This window comes from Burkholderia sp. LS-044 (assembly GCF_004803625.1).
Classification (GTDB): Bacteria; Pseudomonadota; Gammaproteobacteria; order Burkholderiales; family Burkholderiaceae; genus Burkholderia; species Burkholderia cepacia.
Window position 1 is genome coordinate 58346 of the sequence record NZ_SSWO01000026.1, and the last position, 24260, is coordinate 82605.

At 66.2% G+C, this 24260-nt stretch carries 22 protein-coding genes; 8 read left to right on the top strand and 14 right to left on the bottom strand.

All coding sequences use genetic code 11. The features are described from left to right. Positions 1–406: 406 nt before the first annotated feature. Positions 407–1798, top strand: a complete 1392-nt coding sequence (gene gabP, locus E9536_RS38310) for a GABA permease (protein WP_060082867.1) — start codon at positions 407–409, stop codon at positions 1796–1798. A 166-nt stretch (positions 1799–1964) separates the two neighbouring features. Here the strand turns inward: gabP and ychF are convergent, their stop codons facing one another. Next, positions 1965–3059, bottom strand: a complete 1095-nt coding sequence (gene ychF, locus E9536_RS38315) for a redox-regulated ATPase YchF (RefSeq protein ID WP_027788479.1) — start codon at positions 3057–3059, stop codon at positions 1965–1967. Positions 3060–3306: 247 nt separating this feature from the next. Here ychF and E9536_RS38320 point away from each other — a divergent pair, with 247 nt between their 5' ends. The 4 genes from E9536_RS38320 (at position 3307) to E9536_RS38335 (ending at position 7945) form a co-directional block, all read left to right on the top strand. Continuing rightward, positions 3307–4485 (top strand): UbiH/UbiF family hydroxylase, encoded by a 1179-nt coding sequence (locus E9536_RS38320; RefSeq protein ID WP_027788478.1) that lies wholly within the window; start codon positions 3307–3309, stop codon positions 4483–4485. A gap of 90 nt (positions 4486–4575) precedes the next feature. Next, positions 4576–5304 (top strand): DsbC family protein, encoded by a 729-nt coding sequence (locus E9536_RS38325; protein WP_021156966.1) that lies wholly within the window; start codon positions 4576–4578, stop codon positions 5302–5304. 97 nt (positions 5305–5401) lie between these two features. Beyond that, complete coding sequence (locus E9536_RS38330; RefSeq protein ID WP_060373197.1) at positions 5402–7201, top strand: PDZ domain-containing protein; 1800 nt, start codon at positions 5402–5404, stop codon at positions 7199–7201. Positions 7202–7348: 147 nt separating this feature from the next. Further along, positions 7349–7945, top strand: a complete 597-nt coding sequence (locus tag E9536_RS38335) for an NAD(P)H-dependent oxidoreductase (protein ID WP_027788476.1) — start codon at positions 7349–7351, stop codon at positions 7943–7945. 117 nt (positions 7946–8062) lie between these two features. Here the strand turns inward: E9536_RS38335 and E9536_RS38340 are convergent, their stop codons facing one another. The 8 genes from E9536_RS38340 to rpe form a co-directional block, all read right to left on the bottom strand. Next, complete coding sequence (locus E9536_RS38340) at positions 8063–8968, bottom strand: uracil-DNA glycosylase (protein ID WP_059688471.1); 906 nt, start codon at positions 8966–8968, stop codon at positions 8063–8065. 12 nt (positions 8969–8980) lie between these two features. Then, a complete protein-coding gene (locus E9536_RS38345; RefSeq protein ID WP_048026371.1) occupies positions 8981–9607 on the bottom strand; it encodes a CYTH domain-containing protein in 627 nt (208 codons plus the stop codon). Next, on the bottom strand, positions 9607–10392 hold the full coding sequence (trpC, locus tag E9536_RS38350; RefSeq protein ID WP_136472761.1) for an indole-3-glycerol phosphate synthase TrpC: 786 nt from the start codon (positions 10390–10392) through the stop codon (positions 9607–9609). Before trpC ends, E9536_RS38345 begins: the two co-directional genes overlap by 1 nt. A gap of 29 nt (positions 10393–10421) precedes the next feature. Further along, positions 10422–11453 carry an anthranilate phosphoribosyltransferase gene (trpD, locus tag E9536_RS38355; protein WP_027788472.1) on the bottom strand — a complete coding sequence of 344 codons (1032 nt, stop codon included), beginning with the start codon at positions 11451–11453 and terminating at the stop codon, positions 10422–10424. A gap of 13 nt (positions 11454–11466) precedes the next feature. Continuing rightward, a complete protein-coding gene (locus E9536_RS38360) occupies positions 11467–12057 on the bottom strand; it encodes an aminodeoxychorismate/anthranilate synthase component II (RefSeq protein WP_027788471.1) in 591 nt (196 codons plus the stop codon). A gap of 13 nt (positions 12058–12070) precedes the next feature. Beyond that, the gene (gene trpE / locus E9536_RS38365; RefSeq protein WP_027788470.1) at positions 12071–13564 is read right to left on the bottom strand and encodes an anthranilate synthase component I; all 1494 of its coding nucleotides are present in this window, start codon (positions 13562–13564) and stop codon (positions 12071–12073) included. A 357-nt stretch (positions 13565–13921) separates the two neighbouring features. Next, positions 13922–14686 carry a phosphoglycolate phosphatase gene (locus E9536_RS38370; protein ID WP_136472763.1) on the bottom strand — a complete coding sequence of 255 codons (765 nt, stop codon included), beginning with the start codon at positions 14684–14686 and terminating at the stop codon, positions 13922–13924. A gap of 4 nt (positions 14687–14690) precedes the next feature. Further along, positions 14691–15377 (bottom strand): ribulose-phosphate 3-epimerase, encoded by a 687-nt coding sequence (gene rpe, locus E9536_RS38375; protein ID WP_011883156.1) that lies wholly within the window; start codon positions 15375–15377, stop codon positions 14691–14693. 178 nt (positions 15378–15555) lie between these two features. Between rpe and apaG the strand changes: the two genes are divergently transcribed. After that, complete coding sequence (gene apaG / locus E9536_RS38380) at positions 15556–15930, top strand: Co2+/Mg2+ efflux protein ApaG (RefSeq protein ID WP_011350820.1); 375 nt, start codon at positions 15556–15558, stop codon at positions 15928–15930. A gap of 81 nt (positions 15931–16011) precedes the next feature. After that, complete coding sequence (locus E9536_RS38385; RefSeq protein WP_136472765.1) at positions 16012–17244, top strand: MltA domain-containing protein; 1233 nt, start codon at positions 16012–16014, stop codon at positions 17242–17244. Positions 17245–17353: 109 nt separating this feature from the next. Here the strand turns inward: E9536_RS38385 and paaK are convergent, their stop codons facing one another. From paaK to paaN, 5 genes are all read right to left on the bottom strand, one after another. Continuing rightward, entirely contained in the window at positions 17354–18652 is a 1299-nt protein-coding gene (gene paaK / locus E9536_RS38390) for a phenylacetate--CoA ligase PaaK (protein WP_136472767.1), read from the bottom strand. Positions 18653–18690: 38 nt separating this feature from the next. Next, the gene (gene paaI / locus E9536_RS38395) at positions 18691–19143 is read right to left on the bottom strand and encodes a hydroxyphenylacetyl-CoA thioesterase PaaI (protein ID WP_136472769.1); all 453 of its coding nucleotides are present in this window, start codon (positions 19141–19143) and stop codon (positions 18691–18693) included. A 1-nt stretch (position 19144) separates the two neighbouring features. Next, a complete protein-coding gene (gene paaG, locus E9536_RS38400; RefSeq protein ID WP_021156977.1) occupies positions 19145–19936 on the bottom strand; it encodes a 2-(1,2-epoxy-1,2-dihydrophenyl)acetyl-CoA isomerase PaaG in 792 nt (263 codons plus the stop codon). 45 nt (positions 19937–19981) lie between these two features. Beyond that, complete coding sequence (pcaF, locus tag E9536_RS38405; RefSeq protein ID WP_136472771.1) at positions 19982–21184, bottom strand: 3-oxoadipyl-CoA thiolase; 1203 nt, start codon at positions 21182–21184, stop codon at positions 19982–19984. An 87-nt stretch (positions 21185–21271) separates the two neighbouring features. Next, the gene (gene paaN / locus E9536_RS38410; RefSeq protein WP_136472773.1) at positions 21272–22978 is read right to left on the bottom strand and encodes a phenylacetic acid degradation protein PaaN; all 1707 of its coding nucleotides are present in this window, start codon (positions 22976–22978) and stop codon (positions 21272–21274) included. Between the two features lie 129 nt (positions 22979–23107). Between paaN and E9536_RS38415 the strand changes: the two genes are divergently transcribed. Further along, the gene (locus E9536_RS38415; protein WP_027788461.1) at positions 23108–23884 is read left to right on the top strand and encodes an enoyl-CoA hydratase; all 777 of its coding nucleotides are present in this window, start codon (positions 23108–23110) and stop codon (positions 23882–23884) included. Positions 23885–24260: the final 376 nt, after the last annotated feature.

Here is a 24260-nt window from a genome sequence, read left to right on the forward strand (position 1 = left end):
GGTTGCGGCCTGCTGCCCGGCGTCGCCGGGCGCTTTCGGCGCGGCTCGCGCGCCGGCCCGAACGGGTACGAGCGTTGCATCGATCGACGTCGATGCAACGAGTGGTTCCATCGAAATTCTTCAATTGGTTCTTAGTGAAGAACCGTTTGGTGCTTACACTCCTTCGCTTCGAAGGCAGCTGACGAAAGCCGACGGAAACGGCGCACGCGATGCGTCGGCGCACCGCGCGCCGCATCGCACCCGCAGCTTCGCAGACTGCGCGGCGCGCCGATCCGAACGGTCCCATCCGGCCGCATGCCCGCGTGCGATGCACGCGCGCTCGCAGCCGGATTCAAGAACGACAACTCCCCCTGCTGCCTTCACGCGACACCCGGCCATACCGGAACCGTTTTTTGGAGAGAGACAGATGAGTGGAAGCAACACAGGCCTCGGTACGGGCCTGAAGCAGCGGCACGTGACGATGATGTCGATTGCCGGCGTGATCGGCGCGGGCCTGTTCGTCGGCTCCGGCCACGCGATCGCGGAAGCCGGCCCGGCGTCGATCCTCGCGTATGCGATCGCGGGCGTGCTGGTGGTGCTGGTGATGCGCATGCTCGGCGAGATGGCCGTCGCGCATCCGGACAGCGGTTCGTTCTCCACCTATGCCGATCGCGCGATCGGCCACTGGGCCGGTTTCTCGATCGGCTGGCTGTACTGGTGGTTCTGGGTGCTCGTGATCCCGATCGAGGCGACCGCCGCCGCGACCATCCTCAATGCATGGTTCCCCGGCGTTGCAACCTGGGTCTTCGCGCTCGGCATCACGCTGGTGCTGACGGTGACCAACCTTTTCTCGGTCAAGAACTACGGCGAATTCGAATTCTGGTTCGCGCTGATCAAGGTCGTCGCGATCGTCGTGTTCCTGTGCATCGGCGGCGCGGCGATCGTCGGCATCATTCCCGCCCCTGCGGTGTCGGGCGTATCGAACCTGTTCGCGCATGGCGGCTTCATGCCGCACGGTGCCGGTGCGGTGCTCGCGGCGATGCTGACGACGATGTTCTCGTTCCTCGGCACGGAGATCGTGACGATCGCGGCCGCCGAATCGGACAACCCGCAACGCCAGATCGTGCGCGCAACCAACTCGGTGATCTGGCGCATCACGCTGTTCTATCTCGGCTCGATCCTGATCGTCGCGGCCATCGTGCCGTGGAACGATCCGCTGCTGCCGAAGCACGGTTCGTATCAGCGCGCGATGGAGCTGATCGGCATCCCGAACGCGAAGGCGATCATCGACGTGATCGTGCTCGTGTCGGTCGCGAGCTGCCTGAATTCGGCGCTGTACACCGCGTCGCGGATGCTGTTCTCGCTGTCGAAGCGCAAGGACGCGCCCGCGTTTCTGCACCGCACGGATTCGACCGGCACGCCGCGCGCGGCCGTGCTCGCATCGACCGCATTCGGCTTCCTGACCGTGATCGCGAACTACCTGATGCCGGAACAGGTGTTCGGCTTCCTGCTGGCGACGTCGGGCGCGATCGCGCTGCTCGTGTATCTCGTGATCGCGATCTCGCAGCTGCGGATGCGCAAGACGCTCGAAGCGACCGGCGCCGATCTGACGCTGCGGATGTGGCTGTTCCCCTGGCTCACGTGGCTGGTGATCCTGTTCATCTGCGGCACGCTGACCGTGATGCTCGTGAGTGAGGATCACAGGATGGAAGTGGGCGCGACGGCCGTGCTGGCGCTGATCGTGCTGCTGGCATCGTGGCTGAACAAGCGCGGCCGCGATGCGCAGGCGAGCGCGGGGCGGCGGGTGTCGGCGACGTGATGCCGTGACGAAGCGGCGGCGGACGCACGGTGTTCGCCGCCGGCTGGCAGAACGTCCTGCAATGAAAAATGGCCCGACGGCGCTTGCCGTCGGGCCATTCGTTTTTCGTGCCGGGCACGCGTTGCGCGATGCCGTGTGATTCACACGGCATCGGCCGATGCAAGGGTCAGACGTTGAACAGGAAGTTCATCACGTCGCCGTCGTGCACGACATATTCCTTCCCTTCGGCGCGCATCTTGCCGGCTTCCTTCGCGCCTTGCTCGCCCTTGTACGTGATGAAGTCGTCGAACGCGATCGTCTGCGCGCGGATGAAGCCGCGCTCGAAGTCGGTGTGGATCACGCCGGCCGCCTGCGGTGCCGTGTCGCCGATATGGATCGTCCACGCGCGCACTTCCTTCACGCCCGCGGTGAAGTAGGTCTGCAGGCCGAGCAGCTTGAAGCCCGCGCGAATCACGCGGTCGAGGCCCGGCTCTTCCATGCCCATGTCGGCGAGGAATGCTTCCTTGTCGGCATCGTCGAGATCGGCGATTTCCGCCTCGATCGCCGCGCACACGGCGACCACCGGCGCATTTTCGCTTTCCGCGTACTTGCGCACGGCATCCAGGTGCGGGTTGTTCTCGAAACCGTCGTCCTTCACGTTGGCCACGTACATGGCCGGCTTCGCGGTGATCAGGCAGAACGGCTTGAGCAGCGCCTCTTCGTCGTCCGACAGCGCGAGACCGCGCACGGCCTTGCCCTGGTCGAGCTGCGCGCGCACCTTCTCGAGCACCGCGACGAGCTTCGCCGCTTCCTTGTCGTTGCCCGACTTCGCGGCCTTCGAATAGCGCGTGAGCGCCTTCTCGACGGTGCCGAGGTCGGCGAGCGCGAGCTCGGTATTGATCACTTCGATGTCGTCGATCGGGCTGACCTTGCCGGCGACGTGAATGACGTTCTCGTCCTCGAAGCAGCGCACGACGTGCGTGATTGCATCGGTTTCGCGAATGTTGGCGAGGAACTGGTTGCCGAGGCCTTCACCCTTGCTCGCGCCCGCGACGAGGCCCGCGATGTCGACGAACTCGACGACGGCCGGCACGACACGCTCCGGCTTGACGATCTCGGAGAGCGCCTTCAGGCGCGTATCGGGCACTTCGACGATGCCGACGTTCGGCTCGATCGTGCAGAACGGGTAGTTCTCGGCGGCGATGCCGGCCTTGGTCAGCGCATTGAACAGGGTGGACTTGCCGACGTTGGGCAAGCCGACGATGCCGCATTTGAGACTCATGGAATCCTTCGGACGGGTAAGGCGGCGCGGCCGGACAGGGCACGGCGGCGCGGGAAAAAAGGGCGGCCGGCGCTTGGGGCGCGGCGGGCCGACGGTCAAAGACGCTATTGTACCGTGCCGACGCCCCCGGATTGCGGGCCGGCGCCGAACGGCCGATGCGGCGGGCCGCCGCGCTGCATCGGCCGCCTGCGATTCTGCTGATTTCCCGCAAAGTCCGGCCGCGTAAGGGTTTGGCCCCGCGGCTATAATGCCCGCCATGACTGCCCACCACTCCTTCGACGTCGCCGTGGTCGGCGGCGGGCTCGTCGGCAAGACTGCCGCGCTCGCGCTGACCCAGTCCGGCTACAAGACTGCCTTGCTCGCCCAGCCGGCCGCGCCGCGCCCCGCCGATCTCGTATTCGACACGCGCGTCTACGCGCTGTCTTCCAGTTCGCAGGCGTTGCTCGAGCGGCTGCGGGTCTGGCAGGCGCTCGACCATGGCCGCCTCGCACCGGTCTACGACATGCGCGTGTACGGCGATGCGCACGCGGAACTGCATTTTTCCGCGTACCAGGCATCCGTGCCGCAGCTCGCGTGGATCGCCGAATCGTCGCTGGTCGAGGCGTCGCTCGACGCCGCGCTGCGGTTCCAGCCGAACCTCACGTGGTTCGAGGCGCGCGCGCAGGGCTTCGACGTACACGACGACGCAGCCGTGCTCACGCTGTCGTCGGGGCAGGTGCTGGAAGCGGATCTCGTCGTCGGCGCGGACGGCGCGCATTCGTGGGTGCGCTCGCAAATGGGGGCCAAAGTCGAGCGGCGCGACTACCGGCAAACCGGTGTCGTCGCGAACTTCAAGGCGTCGCTGCCGCATCGCGAGACGGCCTACCAGTGGTTCCACGAAGGCGAGATTGTCGCGCTGCTGCCGCTGCCGGACGGCCATGTGTCGCTCGTCTGGTCCGCGCACACCGCGCATGCGGACGAATTGCTCGCACTCGATCCGGCGCAGCTCGCGGCCGAGGTCGAGCGCGTGTCTCATGGCCAGGTCGGCACGCTCGACTGCGTGACGCCGGCCGCCGGCTTCCCGCTGGCGCTGCAGACGGTCGACAAGCTGATCGCGCCGCGCGTCGCGCTCGTCGGCGATGCCGCGCACCTGATCCACCCGCTCGCGGGACAGGGGATGAACCTCGGCCTGCGCGATGTGGCGGCGCTTGCCGACGCGATCGCCGGCAAGGAAAGCTTCCGCAACCTCGGCGATACGGTGCTGCTGCGCCGCTACGAGCGTTCGCGCCGCGAGGACATCCGCGCGCTGATGGTCGCAACCGACGGCCTGCAGCGGCTGTTCGCGGTGCCGGGCTCGCTCGCGAAGGCCGTGCGCAATGCGGGCATGGCCTTCGTCGGTGCGCAGCCGCTCGTGAAGCGCTGGCTCGTGTCGGCCGCGCTCGGCTGATCGAACCTTCGGCCGCTTCGCCGGTCGGACACGGTTCCGTTACGGCGTACACTGTGCCGTGAACACCGATTGAGCTGAAGGAAGATTTCGATGAAAAAAACGATCCGCATCGCGTCGCTGGCGCTGGCCGTCACGATGGCGACGCTTGGCTGCACCGCGCAGGCCGACCAGACTACCGACAAGCTGAAAGCCACGCTGCAGGCCCGCCTCGGCAACGATGCGCCGATCAAGAGCGTGTCGAAATCGCCGGTCGCGGGCCTGTACGAAGTGAACCTCGGCTCACAGATCATCTATAGCGATGCGGCGGGCGACTACGTGCTGCTCGGCGATCTCGTCGACACCAAGACGCACAAGAACCTGACCGACGCCCGCCTGTCCGAAATCAACAAGATCGACTTCGCGAGCCTGCCGTTCGCGAATGCAATCAAGGTCGTCAAGGGCAACGGCGCTCGCAAGATCGCGGTGTTCTCCGATCCGAACTGCCCGTACTGCAAGAAGCTCGAGACGACGCTGCAGTCGGTCGACAACGTGACCGTCTACACGTTCCTGTACCCGGTGCTGTCGCCGGATTCGACCGCGAAGTCGAAGGCGATCTGGTGTGCGACCGATCGCGCGAAAACGTGGGAGAGCTGGATGCTCGACCATCGCGCACCGACCGGCGCCGGTACCTGCGATACCGCCGCACTCGACAAGAACCTCGCGCTCGGCCGCGGGATGAACGTCACGGGCACGCCGACGATCTTCCTGCCGGACGGCCGCCGCCTGCCGGGCGCCGTATCGGCCGACCAGCTCAACCAGGCGCTCGCGTCGAGCAAGTAACCGACCACACGCCGGGCCGCATGGCCCGGCCAGCGAGGGGCGCCCGCGTGACCTGCCGGCGCCTCTCTTCGTTTCCGCCGACCGTCCGATTCCCACGATGACCCAGCCGATCCGCTATTCGATTGTCCCGAAAGATCTTGCCGCGCACCTGTTCGAAGTGTCGGTGACGGTCACCGATCCCGACCCCGAAGGCCAGCGCTTTTCGCTGCCGGTGTGGATTCCGGGCAGCTACCTCGTGCGCGAGTTCGCGCGCAACATCGTGACGCTCGGCGCATTCAACGACGCGGGCCGCAAGGTGCGGATCGCAAAGACCGACAAGCACACGTGGCAGGCCGCGCCCGTGAACGGCACGCTGACCCTGCGCTACGACGTGTACGCATGGGACCTGTCGGTGCGCTCCGCGTATCTCGACGAATCGGGCGGCTTCTTCAACGCGACGGCTGTGTTCCTGAGCGTTGCCGGCCGCGAGGACGCGCCGTGTGAAGTCGACATCGGGAAGCCGGCCGGCGCGGCGTTCCGCACGTGGCGCGTCGGCACTGCGTTGCCCGAGGCGCGCGGCACGAAGCGCTACGGGTTCGGCGCGTACCGCGCAGCGAACTACGACGAGCTTTCCGACCATCCGGTGACGATCGGCGAATTCGCGCTGGCGACGTTCGACGCGCACGGCGTGCCGCACGACATCGTGATCGCGGGGCGTGTGACGCAGCTCGACATGGAGCGCCTGCGCACCGACCTGAAGCGCGTGTGCGAAGCACAGATCGCGCTGTTCGAGCCGAAATCGAAGAAGGCGCCGATGGACCGTTACGTGTTCATGACGCTTGCGGTCAGCGACGGTTACGGCGGCCTCGAGCATCGCGCGTCGACCGCGCTGATCTGCAACCGCACCGACCTGCCGGCGAAGGGGCGACCCGAAACGACGGAAGGCTATCGCACGTACCTCGGTCTCTGCAGTCACGAGTACTTCCATACCTGGAACGTGAAGCGCATCAAGCCGGCGGCGTTCGTGCCGTACGACCTGACGCGCGAGAATTACACGTCGCTGCTGTGGTTGTTCGAAGGCTTCACGTCGTATTACGACGACCTGATGCTGGTGCGCAGCGGGCTGATGTCGCAGGACGAATATTTCGCGGCGCTCGGCCGCACGGTCGGCGGCGTGCTGCGCGGCACGGGCCGGCTCAAGCAAAGCGTCGCGGAAAGCTCGTTCGACGCGTGGATCAAGTACTACCGCCAGGACGAGAACGCGACCAACGCGATCGTCAGCTATTACACGAAGGGTTCGCTGGTCGCGCTCGCGTTCGATCTCGCGATCCGCGCGCAGACGCGCAACCGGAAGTCGCTCGACGACGTGATGCGCCTGCTGTGGCAGCGCTACGGTCGCGATTTCTACCGCGGCAAGCAGGCGGGCGTCGAGGAAAACGAAGTCGAGACGCTGATCGAGGAAGCGACGGGCGTCGCGCTCGGCCGCCTGTTCACCGATGCCGTGCACGGCACGCGCGACCTGCCGCTCGCCGAACTGCTCGCACCGTTCGGCGTGACGCTCACGCCGGATGTCGCGAACGGCGCTGCCGCGAAGCCGACGATCGGCGCACGCCTGCGCGGCGGGGCGGACTGCACGTTCGCGGCGGTCTACGAAGGCGGCGCCGCGCATCGCGCGGGGCTGTCGGCCGGCGACACGCTGATCGCGGTCGACGGGCTGCGCGTCACGGGCACCAACCTCGACGCGCTGCTCGCGCGCTACCGGCCGGGCGACAAGGTCGAGGTTCACGCATTCCGTCGCGACGAGCTGCGCACCGCGAAACTGAAGCTCGACGGCCCCGAAGTCACGCGCTACCGGCTGACGGCGGCCGCGAAGCCGGCGGCGGTATCGAAGGCCCGGGAAGCCTGGCTGAAGGGCTGATCGTACGAAGGCGGGTATCGGGGCGCGATCGAGGATTGTTCTGTTGTTGCAACAATCCGTCGCCCTGAACCCGCTTTTTCGCGGTCATGCGGCCACGCACAATGGCGTCACTCGCGCTACCGAAGCGCAACCCTACTGGAGCCTGACATGACGACCATTCTGCAAATCAATTCCGCGGCGCGTTCGCAAGGTGCGCAATCCACGCTGCTGGCCAATGAACTGACGGCAAAGCTGCAACAATCGAACCCCGGCGCGAAGGTCGTAGTTCGTGACCTGCTGGCCGATGCGCTGCCGCACCTCGACGAATCGGTGCTCGGCGCGTTCTTCACGCCGGCCGACAAGCGCACCGCGGAACAGAATGCGATCGTCGCGAAGAGCGATGCACTGATCGCCGAACTGCAAGCCGCCGACATCGTCGTGATCGGCGCACCGATGTACAACTTCGGCGTGTCGTCGCAACTGAAGGCGTATTTCGACTGGATCGCCCGTGCAGGCGTCACGTTCCGCTACACCGAGAACGGCCCGGAAGGCCTGATCAAGGGCAAGAAGGTTCACGTGGTGACGGCCCGCGGCGGCAAGTACCTGGGTACGCCGAACGACAGCCAGACGCCGTACCTGCGCTCGTTCCTCGGCTTCATCGGCCTGACCGACGTGAACTTCATTCACGCTGAAGGCCTGAACCTCGGGCCGGACGCGCAAAGCGCCGCGCTCGCCAGCGCACGCGAAGCGATCGCCGCCGCGTAAGGAAGGCCGACGCGGGTGCGACGCACCTGCTGCATCGCCCGATAAAAAAAACGCCGCGTTCCCGAAAGGGACGCGGCGCTTTTGCATGCTTGCCGGCACGAAGGGACCGGCAGCGCGTTACGCGAGCGTTTCGGCGACTTCCGGCAGGCGCCAGTCGATCGGCTCGCGGCCGGCATCGACCAGATAGTCGTTCGCGAGCGCGAAATGGCGGCAACCGAGGAAACCGCGGTGCGCGGACAGCGGCGACGGATGCGGTGCCTCGAGCACGCAATGCGCGCTTGCGTCGAACAGTGCGCGCTTCGCCTGCGCGTGTGCGCCCCACAGCATGAACACGAGCCCGCGATGACGGCCGGCGAGTTCGCGGATCAGCGTGTCCGTGCACTGCTCCCAGCCGCGCTTCGCATGGCTCGCGGCCGCGCCGCGCTCGACCGTCAGCACCGTGTTGAGCAGCAGCACGCCCTGGCGTGCCCAGGTGTCGAGGCAGCCGTGGCGTGGCGTGTCATGACCGAAGTTCGCGGCGATTTCCTTGAAGATGTTGCGCAGCGACGGCGGCGTGCGCACGGCGGGCGGCACCGAGAATGCGAGCCCGTGCGCCTGCGGCGTGCCGCGATCGTCGCCGTGATACGGATCCTGGCCGAGGATCACGACTTTCACGTCGTCCGGGCTCGTCAGGCGCAGCGCGCGGAACACGTCGGTCGGGTAGACCGTCTTGCCGGCCGCACGCTCGTCGTCGACGAAGCGGCACAGCGGCGCATATGCGTCGCTGTCGGTAAAGGGTTTCAGCACGTCGCGCCAGACGGCAGGCAGCGCGTCGAATTGCGCGGCGAGGTGCGGAACGTTGGCGGCGGCAGGCTGCGGTGCCGCCGGTGCCGCAGCCGATGCGGCGGCTTTCTTGGCGGGCTTGCGCCCGGCCGCGGGCGGCTCGGAAGGCGGGGACGGAAGATCGGCCGGTGCCGTTTCCGGCACGGGATCGTCGAACAGCGACGCCTGTTGCGGCGCGCGGGAAGTCTTGCGGGTTGCCATGCGTGATGCGTGTTATTGCGCGCGCAGCCGGTAGCCGCGCTGCGCCTTGCTGATGTTTTCGGGAGCGAGGCCCGGCAGCGCCTGCTGCAGTTCGGCAGCGAGCGTTGCGAGCGCCGCTTCCGGGCCGTCGATCAGTTCGAGTTCGATTTCGCTGATCGGTTCGCGGCGCGTTTCGTGTTCCGCCTGGACGACGATCTCGCCGATGTCCACCGCGGCTTCGACGGTTGCGCCGCCGATTGCGATGCGCCACAGCGTACGCGAAAAATCCGTGCGGAACAGCGCACGCAGCGCGCCGGCCGCGTCATTCAACGCGGCGGCGGCCTCCGGCACGTCGCAGGCCGCGACGAGCGCATCGATCTCGAGCGCGTCGCCGGCGACCGGCAGTTCCCATTCGTGGCGGCGGTGCAGGCCGCCTTCCGCGCTGCCGACCGTCTTGAACGTCTGCAGCCAGCCCTGCGGCGCGCGGCGCACGCGCACCGCGCTCTTCGAGCGGGCCAGCGCGAGATCGGGCGTGTCGTAGTAGACGTTCGCGAGCGTGATGTCGTGGCCGGGTTCGCCGGTCAGCGTCTCGAAGAAGCGTCGCGCGGCCTCGGCCTGGCCGGCCGGCAGCGCGAGCTTGATTTCCTTTTCGATCGCCATCAGAAGAACATCCGTGCGAGTTCCTCGCCCGGCTGGTCGGCACGCATGAACGCTTCTCCGACGAGGAACGTGTTCACGTTCGCCGCGCGCATCGTGTCGACATCGGTGCGCGACAGGATCCCCGACTCGGTCACGACGATGCGGTCCGCCGGAATCATGTCGAGCATGTCGAGCGTGGTCTGGATCGACGTCTCGAACGTGCGCAGGTTGCGGTTGTTGATGCCGAGCAGCGGTGTCTTGAGCGTCAGCGCCTGTTCCATCTCGTTGCGGTCGTGCACTTCGACCAGCACCGCGAGGCCGAGCGAGTGAGCATACGCTTCGAGATCCTGCATCAGCGGCGTGTCGAGCGCGGCGGCGATCAGCAGGATCGCGTCCGCGCCCATCGCGCGCGCTTCCACGATCTGGTACGCGTCGACGATGAAGTCCTTGCGCAGCACCGGCAGCGTGCAGGCCGCGCGCGCTTCCTCGAGATAGCGGACGCTGCCCTGGAAGAACTGCTTGTCGGTCAGCACCGACAGGCACGCGGCGCCGTGCTCCGCATACGAACGCGCGATGTCGGCCGGCACGAAATGCTCGCGCAGCACGCCCTTCGACGGGCTGGCCTTCTTGATTTCGGAAATCACGGCCGCGTGGCCGGCTGCGTGTTTCGCGCGCAGTGCGCCGACGAAGTCGCGCAGGTCGCGCGCGGAGGCTTCCAGTTTCAGTGCCTCGAGCGGCGCGCTGCGCATGGCCGCCGCGACTTCTTCGCGCTTGACGGCGATGATTCGGTCGAGAATGTCGCTCATGTGGGTTCCTGCTTGATTCGTAAGGGGAGTCAGCGCTTGAACTGCTGCGTGAAGCGCACGAGTTCGTCGACCTTCGCGCGGGCCTTGCCGCTCGCGATCGCTTCGCGGGCGAGCTGGATGCCGTCCGCGATCGATTCGGCGACGTTCGCCGCATAGAGTGCGGTGCCCGCGTTCAGCGTGACGATCTCGCGCGCGACGCCCGGCTGGTTGTCCAGCGCGCCGAGCAGCATCGTGCGCGATTCGTCGGCATTTTCCACCTTCAGCGTGCGGTTCGACACCATCTGCAGGCCGAAATCTTCCGGATGGATCTCGTATTCGTGCACCTTGCCGTCGCGCAATTCGCCGACGAGCGTCGCGGCGCCGAGCGAAACCTCGTCCATCCCGTCCTTGCCGTACACCACGAGCACGTGCTGTGCGCCGAGACGCTGCATCACGCGCACCTGGATGCCGACGAGGTCGGGGTGGAACACGCCCATCAGCTGGTTCGGTGCGCCGGCCGGATTGGTCAGCGGGCCGAGGATGTTGAAGATCGTGCGCACGCCGAGTTCGCGGCGCACGGCCGCGATGTTCTTCATCGCCGGGTGATGGTTCGGCGCGAACATGAAGCCCATGCCGGTTTCGGCGATCGACGCGGCAACCTGCTCCGACTGCAGGTCGATGTTCACGCCGAGCGCTTCGAGCACGTCGGCGCTGCCGGACTTGCTCGATACGCCGCGGTTGCCGTGCTTCGCGACCTTCGCGCCGGCCGCGGCCGTGACGAACATCGACGCGGTCGAGATGTTGAACGTGTGCGAGCCGTCGCCGCCGGTGCCGACGATGTCGACGAAGTTCGAGTTGTCCTGCACCTCGACGTGGTTCGCGAATTCGCGCATCACGGTTGCGGCCGCGGCGATCTCGCCGATCGTCTCCTTCTTCACGCGCAGCCCGGTAATGATCGCGGCCGCCATCACGGGCGACATGTCGCCGCGCATGATGAGCCGCATCAGGTGCAGCATCTCGTCGTGGAAGATCTCGCGGTGTTCGATCGTGCGCTGCAGCGCTTCCTGCGGGGTAATCGTCATCGTGTGGCTCCCGTCAGGCGGCTTGCGCGGCTGCGGCGCGTGCCTGTTTCAGGAAATTCTCGAGCAGTGCATGGCCATGCTCGGACAGGATCGATTCCGGGTGGAACTGTACGCCTTCGATCGGCAGCGTCTTGTGGCGCACGCCCATGATCTCGCCGTCGTCGGTCCACGCGGACACCTCGAGGCAGTCGGGCAGCGATTCGCGCTCGATCGCGAGCGAGTGGTAGCGCGTGACGTCGAAATGCTTCGGCAGGTCGGCGAACACGCCGCGGCAGTCGGTTTCGATCTTGCTCACCTTGCCGTGCATGATGGTCTTCGCGCGCACGACGCGGCCGCCGAATGCCTCGCCGATCGCCTGATGGCCGAGGCAGACGCCGAGGATCGGCTTCTTGCCCGAAAATTCACGCAGCACGTCGAGCGTGATGCCCGCGTGTTGCGGGTTGCTCGGGCCGGGCGACAGGCAGATCGCGTCGGGATTCAGGCGCGCGATCTCGTCGAGCGTGATTTCGTCGTTGCGGTAGGTGCGTACGTCCTCGCCGAGTTCGCCGAAGTACTGGACCAGGTTGTAGGTAAACGAGTCGTAGTTGTCGATCATGAGCAGCATGGTCAGTCTCCGGTCAGAAGTCGCTATCGAGGCCGTCCTGGACCTGTTCGGCCGCACGCAGCACCGCGCGCGCCTTGTTCTCGGTCTCTTGCCATTCGGATTCGGGCACCGAATCCGCGACGACGCCGGCCGCCGCTTGCACATACAGGTTGCCGTTGTGGATCAGGCCCGTCCGGATCGCGATCGCGAGATCCATCTCGCCCGAGAACGACAGGTAGCCGACGGCGCCGCCGTACAACCCGCGCTTGACCGGCTCGAGCTCGTCGATCAGCTCCATCGCGCGCACCTTCGGCGCGCCGGACAACGTGCCGGCCGGGAACGTCGCGCGCAGCACGTCGTAGTTCGTCATCCCGGGTTTCAGCTTGCCTTCGACCGAGCTGACGATGTGCTGCACGTGCGAGTATTTCTCGATGACCATCTTGTCGGTCACCTGCACCGAGCCGATTTCCGCGATGCGGCCGACGTCGTTGCGCGCGAGGTCGATCAGCATCACGTGCTCGGCGATCTCCTTCGGATCGTTGAGCAGTTCGGTCGCGAGTTCGGCATCGCGCTCGGGCGTGTTGCCGCGCGGGCGCGTGCCGGCGAGCGGACGGATCGTGACGATCTGGTCTTCGCCGCGCTTCTCCTGGCGCACGAGGATTTCCGGCGACGCGCCGACCACGTGGAAATCGCCGAAGTTGTAGTAGTACATGTACGGCGACGGGTTCAGCGAACGCAGCGCACGATACAGCGACAGCGGATTGTCGCGGTACGGCTTCGTCAGCCGCTGGCCGACCTGGATCTGCATCAGCTCGCCGGCCGCGATGTATTCCTTCGCCTGGCGCACGGCGGCCAGATAGTCGTCCTTCTTGAACTCGCGGAAGGTTTCGGTGCGCACGCTCGCCGACGTGACGGGCGGCTGCACGGTCGTGCGCAGGCGCTGTTTCAGTTCGCGCAGGCGCTGTTTCGCCTTCGTGTAGGCTTCGGCCTGGCTCGGGTCCGCGTAGATGATCAGGTACAGCTTGCCGGCGAGGTTGTCGATGACCGCGACTTCCTCGGTCAGCAGCAACTGGATGTCGGGCAGGCCGAGGTCGTCGCGCGGCGCGGTGTTCGCGAGCTTCTTCTCGATGTAGCGCACCGCGTCGTAGCCGAAGTAGCCGGCGAGACCGCCGCAGAAGCGCGGCAGGCCCGGGCGCTGCGCCACCTTGAAGCGCGCCTGGAACGATTCGATGAACTGGAACGGGTCACCTTCATGCGTCTCGACGACCTGGCCGTCGCGCACGACTTCCGACACGCCGTTACGGGTGCGGACGAGCGTGCGGGCCGGCAGGCCGATGAACGAGTAGCGGCCGAAGCGTTCGCCGCCGACCACCGATTCCAGCAGGAACGAGTTGGCGCCCGCGCGTTCGGGCTGGGCCAGCTTCAGGTAGAGGGACAGCGGCGTTTCGAGATCGGCGAGGGCTTCCGCGATCAGCGGGATGCGGTTGTAGCCTTCGTTCGCGAGCGATTGGAATTCGAGTTCGGTCATGTTCCGGTCCTGTTCGGGACGAGCGGCGCGTGCGCCAGGGATCATTTGACGCTGCGCGGGTTGCCGTCGGCGAAAGGGCGGTCGATCGAGAAGTGCCTGTTGCCGGCCGGCACTCCGGGCGTGAACGTCGCGAGCCTGCGGCCGATCCTGAACGCAAGCGTTCGGACGCGGTGGAACTCGAGGTGGTGCGACGGTCGGCGCGCGGATGCGCAGCGAGATAAAAAACGGCGCTGAAGACGTGCTTCAGCGTACCTCATCGAAGAGGTTAGCGCGACCAGCGACGCCAGGGCCAGGCTCCCCGGTCGATGCTGCTCAGACTCCGTTTTTTATTCAGAAACATGCAGATGGAAGAAATAATCAGATGGTTGGCCGGCCGGTGTTGTGCGCGGTAATTGCGCGAGCTGCGACCAGCAACGAATCGACTATACCATCCGAATTTATCGTTTGTATAGCTTTGCCGTGGTTGTAGCCGTACGGCACAGTCAGCGTCGCCATCCCGGCCGCGCGGCCGGCCAGCGCATCGTTTTCCGAGTCGCCGATCGCGACTGCCGCATCCGGAGCGACGCCGAGCGCGCTGCAGGCCGTCAGCATCGGCAGCGGATCGGGCTTCTTGCGCGCGACGCTGTCGCCGCCGAGCACGACGCCGAAGCAATCGGCCAGCCCGTATTGCTCGAGCAGTTCGACGGCGAAGCGATGCGGCTTGTTCGTCACGCACGCGAGCCGGATGCCGGCCGAACGCAATGCGTCGAGGCCGGCGGCTACGTCCGGATAAAGGCGCGTGTGGCGGCCGTTGATCTTCGCGTATTCGGTCTGGTAGATCGCCAGTGCGTCGTCGAAGCGCGCGTGCGCTTCGTCGGCCGGGAAGCGCGGTTTCAGCACGCTCTGGATCAGGTGTTCGGAGCCCTTGCCGACGTAGCCGATCACCTCGTCACGCGACGTGGCCGGCGCGCCGAGCTGCGCGAGCATCCCGTTGAGGCCGGCCGTGAAATCGTCGGCCGTGTCGACCATCGTGCCGTCGAGATCGATCAGCGCCGCGTCGATGCGCGGCGCGGCGAAGCGGATCGGGGCGGCTTCGGTTGCGGCCACGGCCGGCGCATGGCCGGCGAGCGACGAATCGGCCACGGCGTCAGCTCCGCTCGACGGTAGCGAGCGCGGCGCGCATCTCGTCGATCACCTTGCGGTAGTCGGGCTTGCCGAAGATCGCCGAACCCGCGACGAAGGTGTCGGCCCCGGCCGCCGCGATTTCCGCGATGTTGTCGGTTTTCACGCCGCCGTCGACTTCGAGCAGGATCTCGCGGCCGGTGCGCTCGGTGTACGCGTCGATGCGTGCGCGTGCCTCGCGCAGCTTGTTCAGCGTTTCCGGGATGAACGACTGGCCGCCGAAGCCCGGGTTGACCGACATCAGCAGCACGAAGTCGAGGCGATCCATCACGTGATCGAGGTAGTTCAGCGGCGTCGCCGGATTGAACACGAGACCGGCCTTGCAGCCGTGGTCACGGATCAGCGACAGCGTGCGGTCGATGTGATCGGAGCCTTCCGGGTGGAAGCTGATCAGGTTTGCACCGGCCTTCGCAAAATCGGGCACGATCCGGTCGACCGGGCGCACCATCAGGTGCACGTCGATCGGCACCTGCACGTGCGGGCGGATCGCTTCGCACACGAGCGGGCCGATCGTCAGGTTCGGCACATAATGGTTGTCCATCACGTCGAAGTGGATCCAGTCGGCGCCGGCGGCGACGACGTTGCGGACTTCTTCGCCGAGCCGTGCGAAATCGGCCGACAGGATGCTGGGAGCGATACGGAATTGGGTCATGGCAGGGGAGCGGGGACGTTGCGGCGCAAAACCGACATTCTACCGTCCGGCGACCCCGTGCGCGGCGGCGGGCCGTGCGGCCGAGGCCCGATTGCGCATAGAATGCCGAACCAATGCGGCGCGCCCGCGGCCCCGTTGCCCATGCCGGCACGGACAGTCACCTTCCACCGGAAACATCATGAGTCAGTATCAGTTCACCGTTTCGGTGAAAACCAGCTACTTGCCGGAACAATCCGACCCCGATCGCCGTCAATACGCATTCGCGTACACGCTGACGATCCGCAACACGGGACAAGTCGCGGCGCAGCTGATCGCGCGTCACTGGATCATCACGGACAGCGAGAACCACGTGCAGGAAGTGAAGGGGCTCGGCGTCGTCGGGCACCAGCCGCTGCTGCAGCCGGGCGAGCACTTCGAATACACGAGCTGGGCCGTGATCGCGACGCCGGTCGGCACGATGCGGGGCGCGTACTTCTGCGTGGCGGAAGACGGCGAGCGTTTCGAGGCGCCGGTCGACGAGTTCGCACTCCACATGCCGCGCACGCTGCATTGAGCGTGCGAAGCGCGTCAGCGCGGCTGGCGGTCGTTGTTGCCGCGGGCGTGCTTCTTTCTGCCCGACGACGTCCACACGACGATGAAGATCAGCAGGGCAAGCGCTACGAAGGCTTCGAGCGCAAAGATGAGCATCGGATATTGGTCGAGAAAATCTGACATGGCGGTTTCCATCAAGAACGGACATTGTATGTGGTTTGGGCCCCGGTTGGCCGGGTGGGCGGCAGCGGTCGCGGCGGCGGCGCTGCTTGCGGCGTGCGGCGGCGCGCCGACGCGGACTTCGTCGCTGAAGCCGCCGACCGGCGCGGCGATCGTGCCGGGGCAGGTCGCCGCGAAGCGACTCACGCCGGTCGCGTGGCAGCAGGTGCCGGGTTGGCAGGACGATTCGCTGATCGGCGCGACGGCCGCGTTGCGGCAGAACTGCGCGCGGCTCGCGCGCCAGCCGGCCTGGCAGCGTGCGTGTGCGGCTGCCGACCGGCTCGACGAGCTTGACGTCAGCAGTGCGCGGGCATTCTTCGAAACGTATTTCACGCCGTTCCAGTTCGCGAACACCGACGGTACGCTCGACGGGCTGGTGACCGGCTATTACGAGCCGCTGCTGCATGGTTCGCGCGTGCGTCGTGGCCCGTATCAGTACGCGCTGTACCGCTGGCCGGCCGGTTATCGCGCGGGCGCCGCGCTGCCGGCACGCGCGCAGCTCGAACGCGCCGGCATCCTGAACGGCAACGAACTTGTGTGGGTCGACGACCCGATCGAGGCGTTCTTCCTGCAGGTGCAGGGCTCGGGGCGCGTGCTGCTCGACGACGGTTCGGTGATGCGGGTCGGCTTCGGCGGCACCAACAACCAGCCGTACCGTTCGATCGGCAAGTGGCTGCTCGATCGCGGCGAACTGACGCCCGCCCAGGCGACGATGCAGGGCATCAAGGCGTGGGCGAAGACGAACCCGAATCGCGTCGACGCGTTGCTCGACACGAACCCGCGGTTCGTGTTCTTCCGCGACATGCCGACCAAGGAGGATGCGCCGCACGGTGGTGCGGACGGCCCGATCGGCGCGCTCGGCGTACCGCTGACGCCGGAACGCTCGATCGCGGTCGACCCGTCGTCGATCCCGCTCGGCACGCCGGTGTTCCTGCAGACCACGCGCCCGCTGACGAATACGCCGATGAACCGGCTCGTGTTCGCGCAGGATACGGGCTCCGCGATCAAAGGCGGCGTGCGGGCCGACTATTTCTGGGGGCTCGGCGACGACGCAGGCGATCAGGCCGGGCGGATGAAGCAGGTCGGCCGGATGTGGCTGCTGTTCCCGAACTCGTGACTTGAGGCGGCCCGGAATGAAACAGCCCGATCGGCGTTGGCCGATCGGGCTGTTTCATTTGCAATCGCGGATTCACCGCACGTCGTGCACGCACGCGCAGCGATTGCCGTCAGCCCTTGCGCTTGTCGACGACGCGTCGCGCCTTGCCGACCGAACGCTCGATCCCGTTCACGGGCAGCACGTTGATTACGGCCGTCACGCCGATCAGCGACTTGATGTCGTGTGCGAGCGCCTGTTTGGCCGCATGAATCGCCGCCGTATCGGGCGCAGTCTCCGGACAGGGCTCGACATTGAGCGTCAGCACGTCCAGCGGGCCTTCCTTTGTCAGTACGATCTGGTAGTGCGGTGCGAGCGCGCGCTGCTTGAGCAACTGCTCCTCGATTTGCGTCGGGAACACGTTGACACCGCGCACGATCATCATGTCGTCCGAACGCCCCGTGATCTTCTCCATCCGGCGCATCGTTCGGGCAGTGCCAGGCAGCAGCCGCGTGAGATCGCGGGTCCGGTAGCGGACGATCGGCAGTGCCTCCTTCGTCAGCGACGTGAACACGAGCTCGCCGAGTTCGCCGTCCGGAAGCACTTCGCCGGTTTCAGGGTCGATGATTTCCGGATAGAAGTGATCTTCCCAAATGGTCGGGCCGTCCTTGGTCTCGACGCATTCGGACGCGACGCCGGGGCCCATCACTTCGGAAAGTCCGTAGATGTCGACCGCGTCGATGCCCATCCGCTGCTCGATCGCGACGCGCATGTCGTTGGTCCACGGTTCCGCGCCGAAGATGCCGATGCGCAGCGAACTCTGCACCGGATCGAGACCCTGGCGCTCGATTTCGTCGGCGATCGACAGCATGTAGCTCGGCGTCACCATGATGATGTCGGGCCGGAAATCCTGGATCAGCTGCACCTGCTTTTCGGTCTGGCCGCCGCCGAACGGGATCACGGTCAGCCCCGCGCGTTCGGCGCCGTAGTGCGCACCGAGCCCGCCTGTGAACAGGCCGTAGCCGTAGCTCACGTGCACCTTGTCGCCGCGGCGCGCACCGGCGGCGCGGATCGAGCGAGCGACGAGATTCGCCCATGTGTCGATGTCGCCGGCCGTATAGCCGACGACCGTCGGCTTGCCGGTCGTGCCCGACGACGCATGAATGCGCGAGATCTGGTCCTGCGGCACCGCGAACATCCCGAACGGGTAACTGTCGCGCAGGTCGCTCTTCGTCGTGAACGGGAAGCGCGACAGATCGGCGAGCGTATTCAGGTCGTCCGGATGCACGCCCGCGTCGTCGAACTTGCGACGATAGACGGGAGAGTGGTCATACGCATGCCGGAGCGACCACTTGAGGCGTTCGAGCTGCAGCGCGGTCAGCTCGTCGCGTGAGGCGGTCTCGATCGGCTCGAGCGGTAGCGGGGTAGTCATGCATGTCTCCAGTGTTTGTTATGTGCGAGCCGTCGACGTCAGCGGTCTTCCGGGATGACCGTACCCTTGATCTGGGCCGATTTGCCGCGAAACATCGCGACGGTTTCTCCGGTCTGGTTCGTGACGCGGATGTCGTAGATCCCTTGGCGGCCGGCGCGTGTCTGCTCGATCGCCTCGGCCGTCAGCACGTCGTCACCGTGCACGGGGCGCAGGAATTCGATCGAGCAGCCGGCCGCGACTGCGTTCACGTTGTACGAGTTGCATGCGAACGCGAACGTTGAATCGGCCAGCGTGAAGATGATCCCGCCATGGCAGGTTTGATGCCCGTTCAGGAATTCGGGCCGCACGCGCATTTGCAGGCGCGCGTAGCCGGCGCGTACTTCGGCGATTTCCATCCCGAACGCGCGGCTGCATGCGTCGGCGTCGTACATGGCTCGCGCGGCGGCACGGGCGAGCGAGTCGGGGTCGAGCGTGGCAGTGGCGTCCGTCATGTCAACGCCCCTCGAAGCGCGGTGCGCGCTTCTCGATGAACGCCTTCACGCCTTCCGCATAGTCGTACGACTGACCGAGCTTGCGCTGCAGGTCGCGTTCCTGGTCGAGTTGCTGGTCGAGCGTGTTCGTGACGCTGTCGCGCATCGATTGCTTGATCGATGCGATCGCGAGCGTCGGCTGCTGCGCAAGCTGGGTGGCGAGCTGGCGGACTGACGCAGCGAGGGTGTCATCGTCGACCGCGCGCCAGATCAAGCCCCATTGCTCGGCCTGTTCGGCGCCGAGCTTGTCGCCGGTCAGCGCGAGCCCCAGCGCGCGTGCCATGCCGACGCGTTGCGGCAGGAACCATGTGCCGCCCGAATCGGGTACGAGCCCGATCTTGACGAAGGCTTGGATGAAACTGCTCGAGCGGGCGGCGAACACGAGATCGCACGCGAGCGCGAGGTTCGCGCCGGCGCCGGCCGCGGTGCCGTTGACGGCGGCGATGACCGGAATCGGCAGACGCTGCAGGCGGCGGATCAGCGGATTGAAGTGCTCGTCGATCAGCGCGCCGAGGTCGGTGGACGCGCCCGGCGTGAAGTCGAGATCGGCCAGGTCCTGGCCAGCGCAGAAGCCGCGCCCCGCGCCAGTCAGGATCAGCGCGCGCGCACCGGCCGCCTCGACATCATCGAGTGCCGACTGCAGCTCGCGATGCATCGCCCGCGTAAAGCTGTTCAGCTTGTCGGGGCGGTTGAGGGTAATCGTGGCCACGTTCGAGGCGCGATCGATATCCAGCTGAATCGCCTGATAGGACATGCAGTGTCTCCTTCACGACTTCGTTATAGGCGCGCGGTGCGTGGGTTACACGCGTTCGATCGCGAGCGCGATACCCTGGCCGACGCCGATGCACATCGTACAGAGCGCAAAGCGGCCGCCCGTACGCTCGAGTTGGTGGAGCGCCGTGGTCACGAGCCGCGCGCCCGATGCGCCGAGCGGATGGCCCAGTGCGATTGCGCCGCCGTTCGGGTTCACGCGCGGATCGTCGTCGGCGACGCCGAGCATGCGCAGCACCGCCAGACCTTGCGACGCAAACGCCTCGTTCAGCTCGATCACGTCGAACTGGTCGATGGTCATGCCGAGCTGGCGCAGCAGTTTCTGCGTGGCCGGTGCGGGCCCGATGCCCATCACGCGCGGCGCGACGCCGGCCGTCGCCATTCCGACGACCCGTGCGCGGCGGCGCAGGCCGTACTGGTCCGCTGCCTGTGCATTGGCGAGCAGCAGCGCGCACGCACCGTCGTTGACGCCCGATGCGTTGCCGGCCGTCACCGAACCGTCCGGGCGCACGACGCCCTTCAGCTTCGCGAGCGCTTCGAGCGACGTTTCGCGCGGGTGCTCGTCGCGCGAGACGACCAGCGGATCGCCTTTCTTCTGCTGAATCGTGACCGCGACGATTTCCTCGGCGAGCGTGCCGTCCTGCTGCGCACGCGCAGCCTTCTGCTGGCTGCGCAGCGCGAACAGATCCTGGTCGGCGCGGCTGACGTTGTAGTCGACCGCGACGTTCTCGGCCGTCTCAGGCATCGAATCGACGCCATACAGCTGTTTCATCAACGGATTGACGAAGCGCCAGCCGATCGTCGTATCGTAGATGTCGGCCTGGCGCGCGAATGCGCTCGCGGCCTTGCCCATCACGAACGGCGCGCGTGTCATGCTCTCGACGCCGCCCGCGATCATCAGGCGCGCCTCCCCGGCCTTGATCGCGCGCGCAGCAGTGCCGACCGCATCCATCCCGGAGCCGCACAGGCGGTTCAGCGTCGTGCCGGGCACGGCGGTCGGCAGCCCCGCTAGCAGCGCGGACATGCGCGCGACGTTGCGGTTGTCCTCGCCGGCCTGGTTCGCGCAGCCGTAGATCACGTCGTCGATCGCTGACCAGTCGACGTCACGGTTGCGCTCCACGAGCGCCTTGAGCGGTACCGCACCGAGGTCGTCGGCGCGGACATCTTTCAGGGCGCCGCCGTAGCGGCCGATGGGGGTGCGAATCGCGTCGCAGATATAGGCGTCTGTCATGGGCGTATCGATGAGCAACGAACCCGCCGGGTGGCGGATTCGTTCATGGTAGAGAACGTGGCGGCGTTTGCACGTCGACCATTCGGGTTATGCAGGTTGACCGGCTTCCGCGGGTGCCGCTTTCGGCGCAACATGGACGCGGCTTTGCACGACGCGGAACCGGTTGGCGACGAATGCCGGGTCCGCCAGCGCCGCGTTGGCTGCCGGGTTCGCGCCTGTGCCGTGGAAATCCGAGAACGCTGCCGACTGGTTCACGAACACGCCGCCGGTCAGGTTGATCGACAGCGCGACGCCGCCGCGCACCGCCGCATCGTGTGCAGCATCGACGATGGCTTCGTCGGTACTGTAGACGGAGAGCGTCAGCGCGCCATGTTCTGCCGCGATCTCACCGGCGAGATCGAGCGACTGCGCGGTCGAGTCGGTTGCGATCACGAACGAGATCGGGCCGAACCACTCCTGCGTGAATTTCTCGCGATCGGCCACGTCGAGTTGCAGCACGAGCGGTGTGCGCACGCGGGCATCGGGGAACGCGGGGTGCTGGAGGGTAAGGCTGTCGGCGAGCACGCGGCCGAGCTGGCGGGCGTCGTCGATGCGTGCGGTCACGCCTTCGTTCTGGATCGCGCCGATCAGTTCGACCGAGCGGGCCGGATCGCCGGTGAGTTTCTGCACTGCAACGGCGATTGCCTGTGCGACTTCGTCGAAGCTGGCATGGCCGTCCGCCGTCCGGATGCCGTCGCGCGGCACGTAGATGTTCTGCGGTGCCGTGCACATCTGGCCGGAGTACAGCGCCAGCGAGAACGCGATGTTCTTGGCGGTGGCCTTCAGGTCGTCGGTCGAGTCGATCACGATCTGGTTGACGCCTGCCTTCTCCGTATAGACCTGTGCCTGGTGGGCATGGCGCTCGAGCCACGTGCCGTTTTGCGTGCTGCCGGTGAAGTCGATCAGCTTGATCTCGGGGCGCAGCGCGAGATCCTGAACGAGTGCGCCGTCGTTGGGTTCGGTCGCGAGGAGCGTGACGACGTTCGGATCGAAGCCGGCTTCGCGCAGCACGTCGCGAGCGATCCGGACCGTGATTGCGAGAGGCAGGATCGCGCCCGGATGCGGTTTGACGATCACGGTGTTGCCGGTGGCCAGATCGGCGAACAATCCCGGGTAGCCGTTCCAGGTCGGGAACGTGCAGCAGCCGAGTACGAGGCCGGTGCCGCGCGGGACGATCGTGTAGCGCTTGTGCATCGCGAGCGGCGGGTTCTTGCCTTGCGGCTTCTCCCAGTGCGCATCGGCCGGAATGCGGCGCAGTTCGTCCCACGCATAGGCAACTGCCTCGAGCGCGCGATCCTGCGCGTGCGGGCCGCCGGCCTGGAACGCCATCATGAATGCCTGCCCCGTAGTGTGCATCACGCTGTAGGCGATCTCGAAGCTCGCACGATTCAGGCGCGCGAGGATTTCGAGGCTGACGCCGATCCAGGCGCTCGGGCCGGCTTCACGCCATGAACGCTGCGCGGCGGCAGCGGCGGCGATCAGTTCGTCGGGCGTCGACTTCGGATACCGGATGCCCAGCGCGATGCCGTACGGCGACCGTTCCGCGTCGACCGTTTCTCCGGACGCCGGCTGGTCGAGTACGAACGTCTTGTCGAGGTATGACTTGAACGCGGCCTCGCCATCTGCGTTCGCGCTTTCCCCGTACACTTTGGGGCTCGGCATTTCGGCGAACGGGCTCCAGTACCCGCGGCTCTCGATGGCGGCGAGTGCGTGCTTTAGCGTGTCTTCGTGCTTCGTGAACAGTGCATGGGTCATGGCGGCAGCCTGATGGACGATGAGAGGGGTTGGATCGATTAATTAACCGACCGGTTGGTCGGAGAATGGTAGCATCAAACTATTCGCATGTGCGAGGCGTTTCTCATTTCATTGATCGAGGAGAAATAGATGGCTTACGAGAACATCCTGGTGGAGACCCGGGGGCGTGTCGGGCTGGTTACGCTGAACCGTCCGAAGGCGCTGAACGCGCTGAACGATGCGCTGATGGATGAACTGGGTGATGCGCTGAAGGCGTTCGATGCGGACGATGGCGTCGGCGCGATCGTCGTGACCGGGAGCGAGAAGGCGTTCGCGGCTGGCGCGGACATCGGCATGATGGCGACCTATTCCTATATGGATGTCTACCGGGGCGACTACATCACACGTAACTGGGAGACGGTTCGCGAAATCCGCAAGCCGATCATTGCGGCGGTGTCGGGCTTTGCGCTGGGTGGTGGCTGCGAGCTGGCCATGATGTGCGACATCATCTTCGCGGCGGATACGGCCAAGTTCGGCCAGCCGGAAATCAAGCTGGGCGTCATGCCGGGTGCGGGCGGTACGCAGCGTCTGCCGCGCGCGGTGTCGAAAGCGAAGGCGATGGATATGTGCCTGACGGCCCGCTTCATGGATGCAGCCGAAGCGGAGCGTGCGGGGCTCGTGTCGCGTGTGCTGCCGGCCGCGACGCTGCTCGACGAGGCGATTGCCGCTGCGGCGACGATCGCCGAGTTTTCGCTGCCGGCGGTCATGATGGTCAAGGAGTCGGTGAACCGTGCGTACGAGACGACGCTGGCCGAGGGCGTTCACTTCGAGCGCCGGCTGTTCCATTCGCTGTTCGCGACCGAAGATCAGAAGGAGGGGATGGCGGCATTCGTTGAAAAGCGGAAGCCGGTGTTCAAGCACCGCTGATTGCGCTGCCCGAGGTAGGTGGCCCGGTGCCTGGCTGGTATCGGTTGTCGGTGTAATAACCCTCGGCCCGCCGAGCCCCAGCCCCCGTGCGCGCCAGCGCACGGGGGCCTTCTCAAAATATTTTCACAAAGGGCTTGCGTAGATGGGGGCGGGTGCTTAGAATCACGCCTCTTTCGCGCTAACGGAAACACGGCGCGGAAGGGGAAGCGAAGCTGGTGGTGTGCTGCAGTCTTGGGCGCGCGGCTGGCCTGGAAGTTGAGCCCCGCAGTCGCAACGATGTAGTGTAAAAAGTTGTTGACGAGCTGCGAAACACGGTTCATAATCTCGCTTCTCTGCTGCTGAAAACGCAGCGCTGCCGGGAAACACGAAGTTCCTC

Excerpts from the sequence above, each read along its gene's own strand:
- gabP (WP_060082867.1), top strand. The coding sequence starts at position 407 with ATGAGTGGAAGCAACACAGGCCTCGGTACGGGCCTGAAGCAGCGGCAC.
- paaK (WP_136472767.1), bottom strand. The coding sequence starts at position 18,652 with ATGACTACCCCGCTACCGCTCGAGCCGATCGAGACCGCCTCACGCGAC.
- E9536_RS38385 (WP_136472765.1), top strand. The coding sequence starts at position 16,012 with ATGAAGATCAGCAGGGCAAGCGCTACGAAGGCTTCGAGCGCAAAGATG.
- E9536_RS38340 (WP_059688471.1), bottom strand. The coding sequence starts at position 8,968 with ATGGCAACCCGCAAGACTTCCCGCGCGCCGCAACAGGCGTCGCTGTTC.
- trpC (WP_136472761.1), bottom strand. The coding sequence starts at position 10,392 with ATGAGCGACATTCTCGACCGAATCATCGCCGTCAAGCGCGAAGAAGTC.
- pcaF (WP_136472771.1), bottom strand. The coding sequence starts at position 21,184 with ATGACAGACGCCTATATCTGCGACGCGATTCGCACCCCCATCGGCCGC.
- ychF (WP_027788479.1), bottom strand. The coding sequence starts at position 3,059 with ATGAGTCTCAAATGCGGCATCGTCGGCTTGCCCAACGTCGGCAAGTCC.
- paaN (WP_136472773.1), bottom strand. The coding sequence starts at position 22,978 with ATGACCCATGCACTGTTCACGAAGCACGAAGACACGCTAAAGCACGCA.
- paaI (WP_136472769.1), bottom strand. The coding sequence starts at position 19,143 with ATGACGGACGCCACTGCCACGCTCGACCCCGACTCGCTCGCCCGTGCC.
- paaG (WP_021156977.1), bottom strand. The coding sequence starts at position 19,936 with ATGTCCTATCAGGCGATTCAGCTGGATATCGATCGCGCCTCGAACGTG.
- E9536_RS38345 (WP_048026371.1), bottom strand. The coding sequence starts at position 9,607 with ATGGCGATCGAAAAGGAAATCAAGCTCGCGCTGCCGGCCGGCCAGGCC.
- E9536_RS38320 (WP_027788478.1), top strand. The coding sequence starts at position 3,307 with ATGCCCGCCATGACTGCCCACCACTCCTTCGACGTCGCCGTGGTCGGC.
- E9536_RS38325 (WP_021156966.1), top strand. The coding sequence starts at position 4,576 with ATGAAAAAAACGATCCGCATCGCGTCGCTGGCGCTGGCCGTCACGATG.
- apaG (WP_011350820.1), top strand. The coding sequence starts at position 15,556 with ATGAGTCAGTATCAGTTCACCGTTTCGGTGAAAACCAGCTACTTGCCG.
- E9536_RS38335 (WP_027788476.1), top strand. The coding sequence starts at position 7,349 with ATGACGACCATTCTGCAAATCAATTCCGCGGCGCGTTCGCAAGGTGCG.
- E9536_RS38360 (WP_027788471.1), bottom strand. The coding sequence starts at position 12,057 with ATGCTGCTCATGATCGACAACTACGACTCGTTTACCTACAACCTGGTC.
- E9536_RS38415 (WP_027788461.1), top strand. The coding sequence starts at position 23,108 with ATGGCTTACGAGAACATCCTGGTGGAGACCCGGGGGCGTGTCGGGCTG.
- trpE (WP_027788470.1), bottom strand. The coding sequence starts at position 13,564 with ATGACCGAACTCGAATTCCAATCGCTCGCGAACGAAGGCTACAACCGC.
- rpe (WP_011883156.1), bottom strand. The coding sequence starts at position 15,377 with ATGACCCAATTCCGTATCGCTCCCAGCATCCTGTCGGCCGATTTCGCA.
- E9536_RS38330 (WP_060373197.1), top strand. The coding sequence starts at position 5,402 with ATGACCCAGCCGATCCGCTATTCGATTGTCCCGAAAGATCTTGCCGCG.
- trpD (WP_027788472.1), bottom strand. The coding sequence starts at position 11,453 with ATGACGATTACCCCGCAGGAAGCGCTGCAGCGCACGATCGAACACCGC.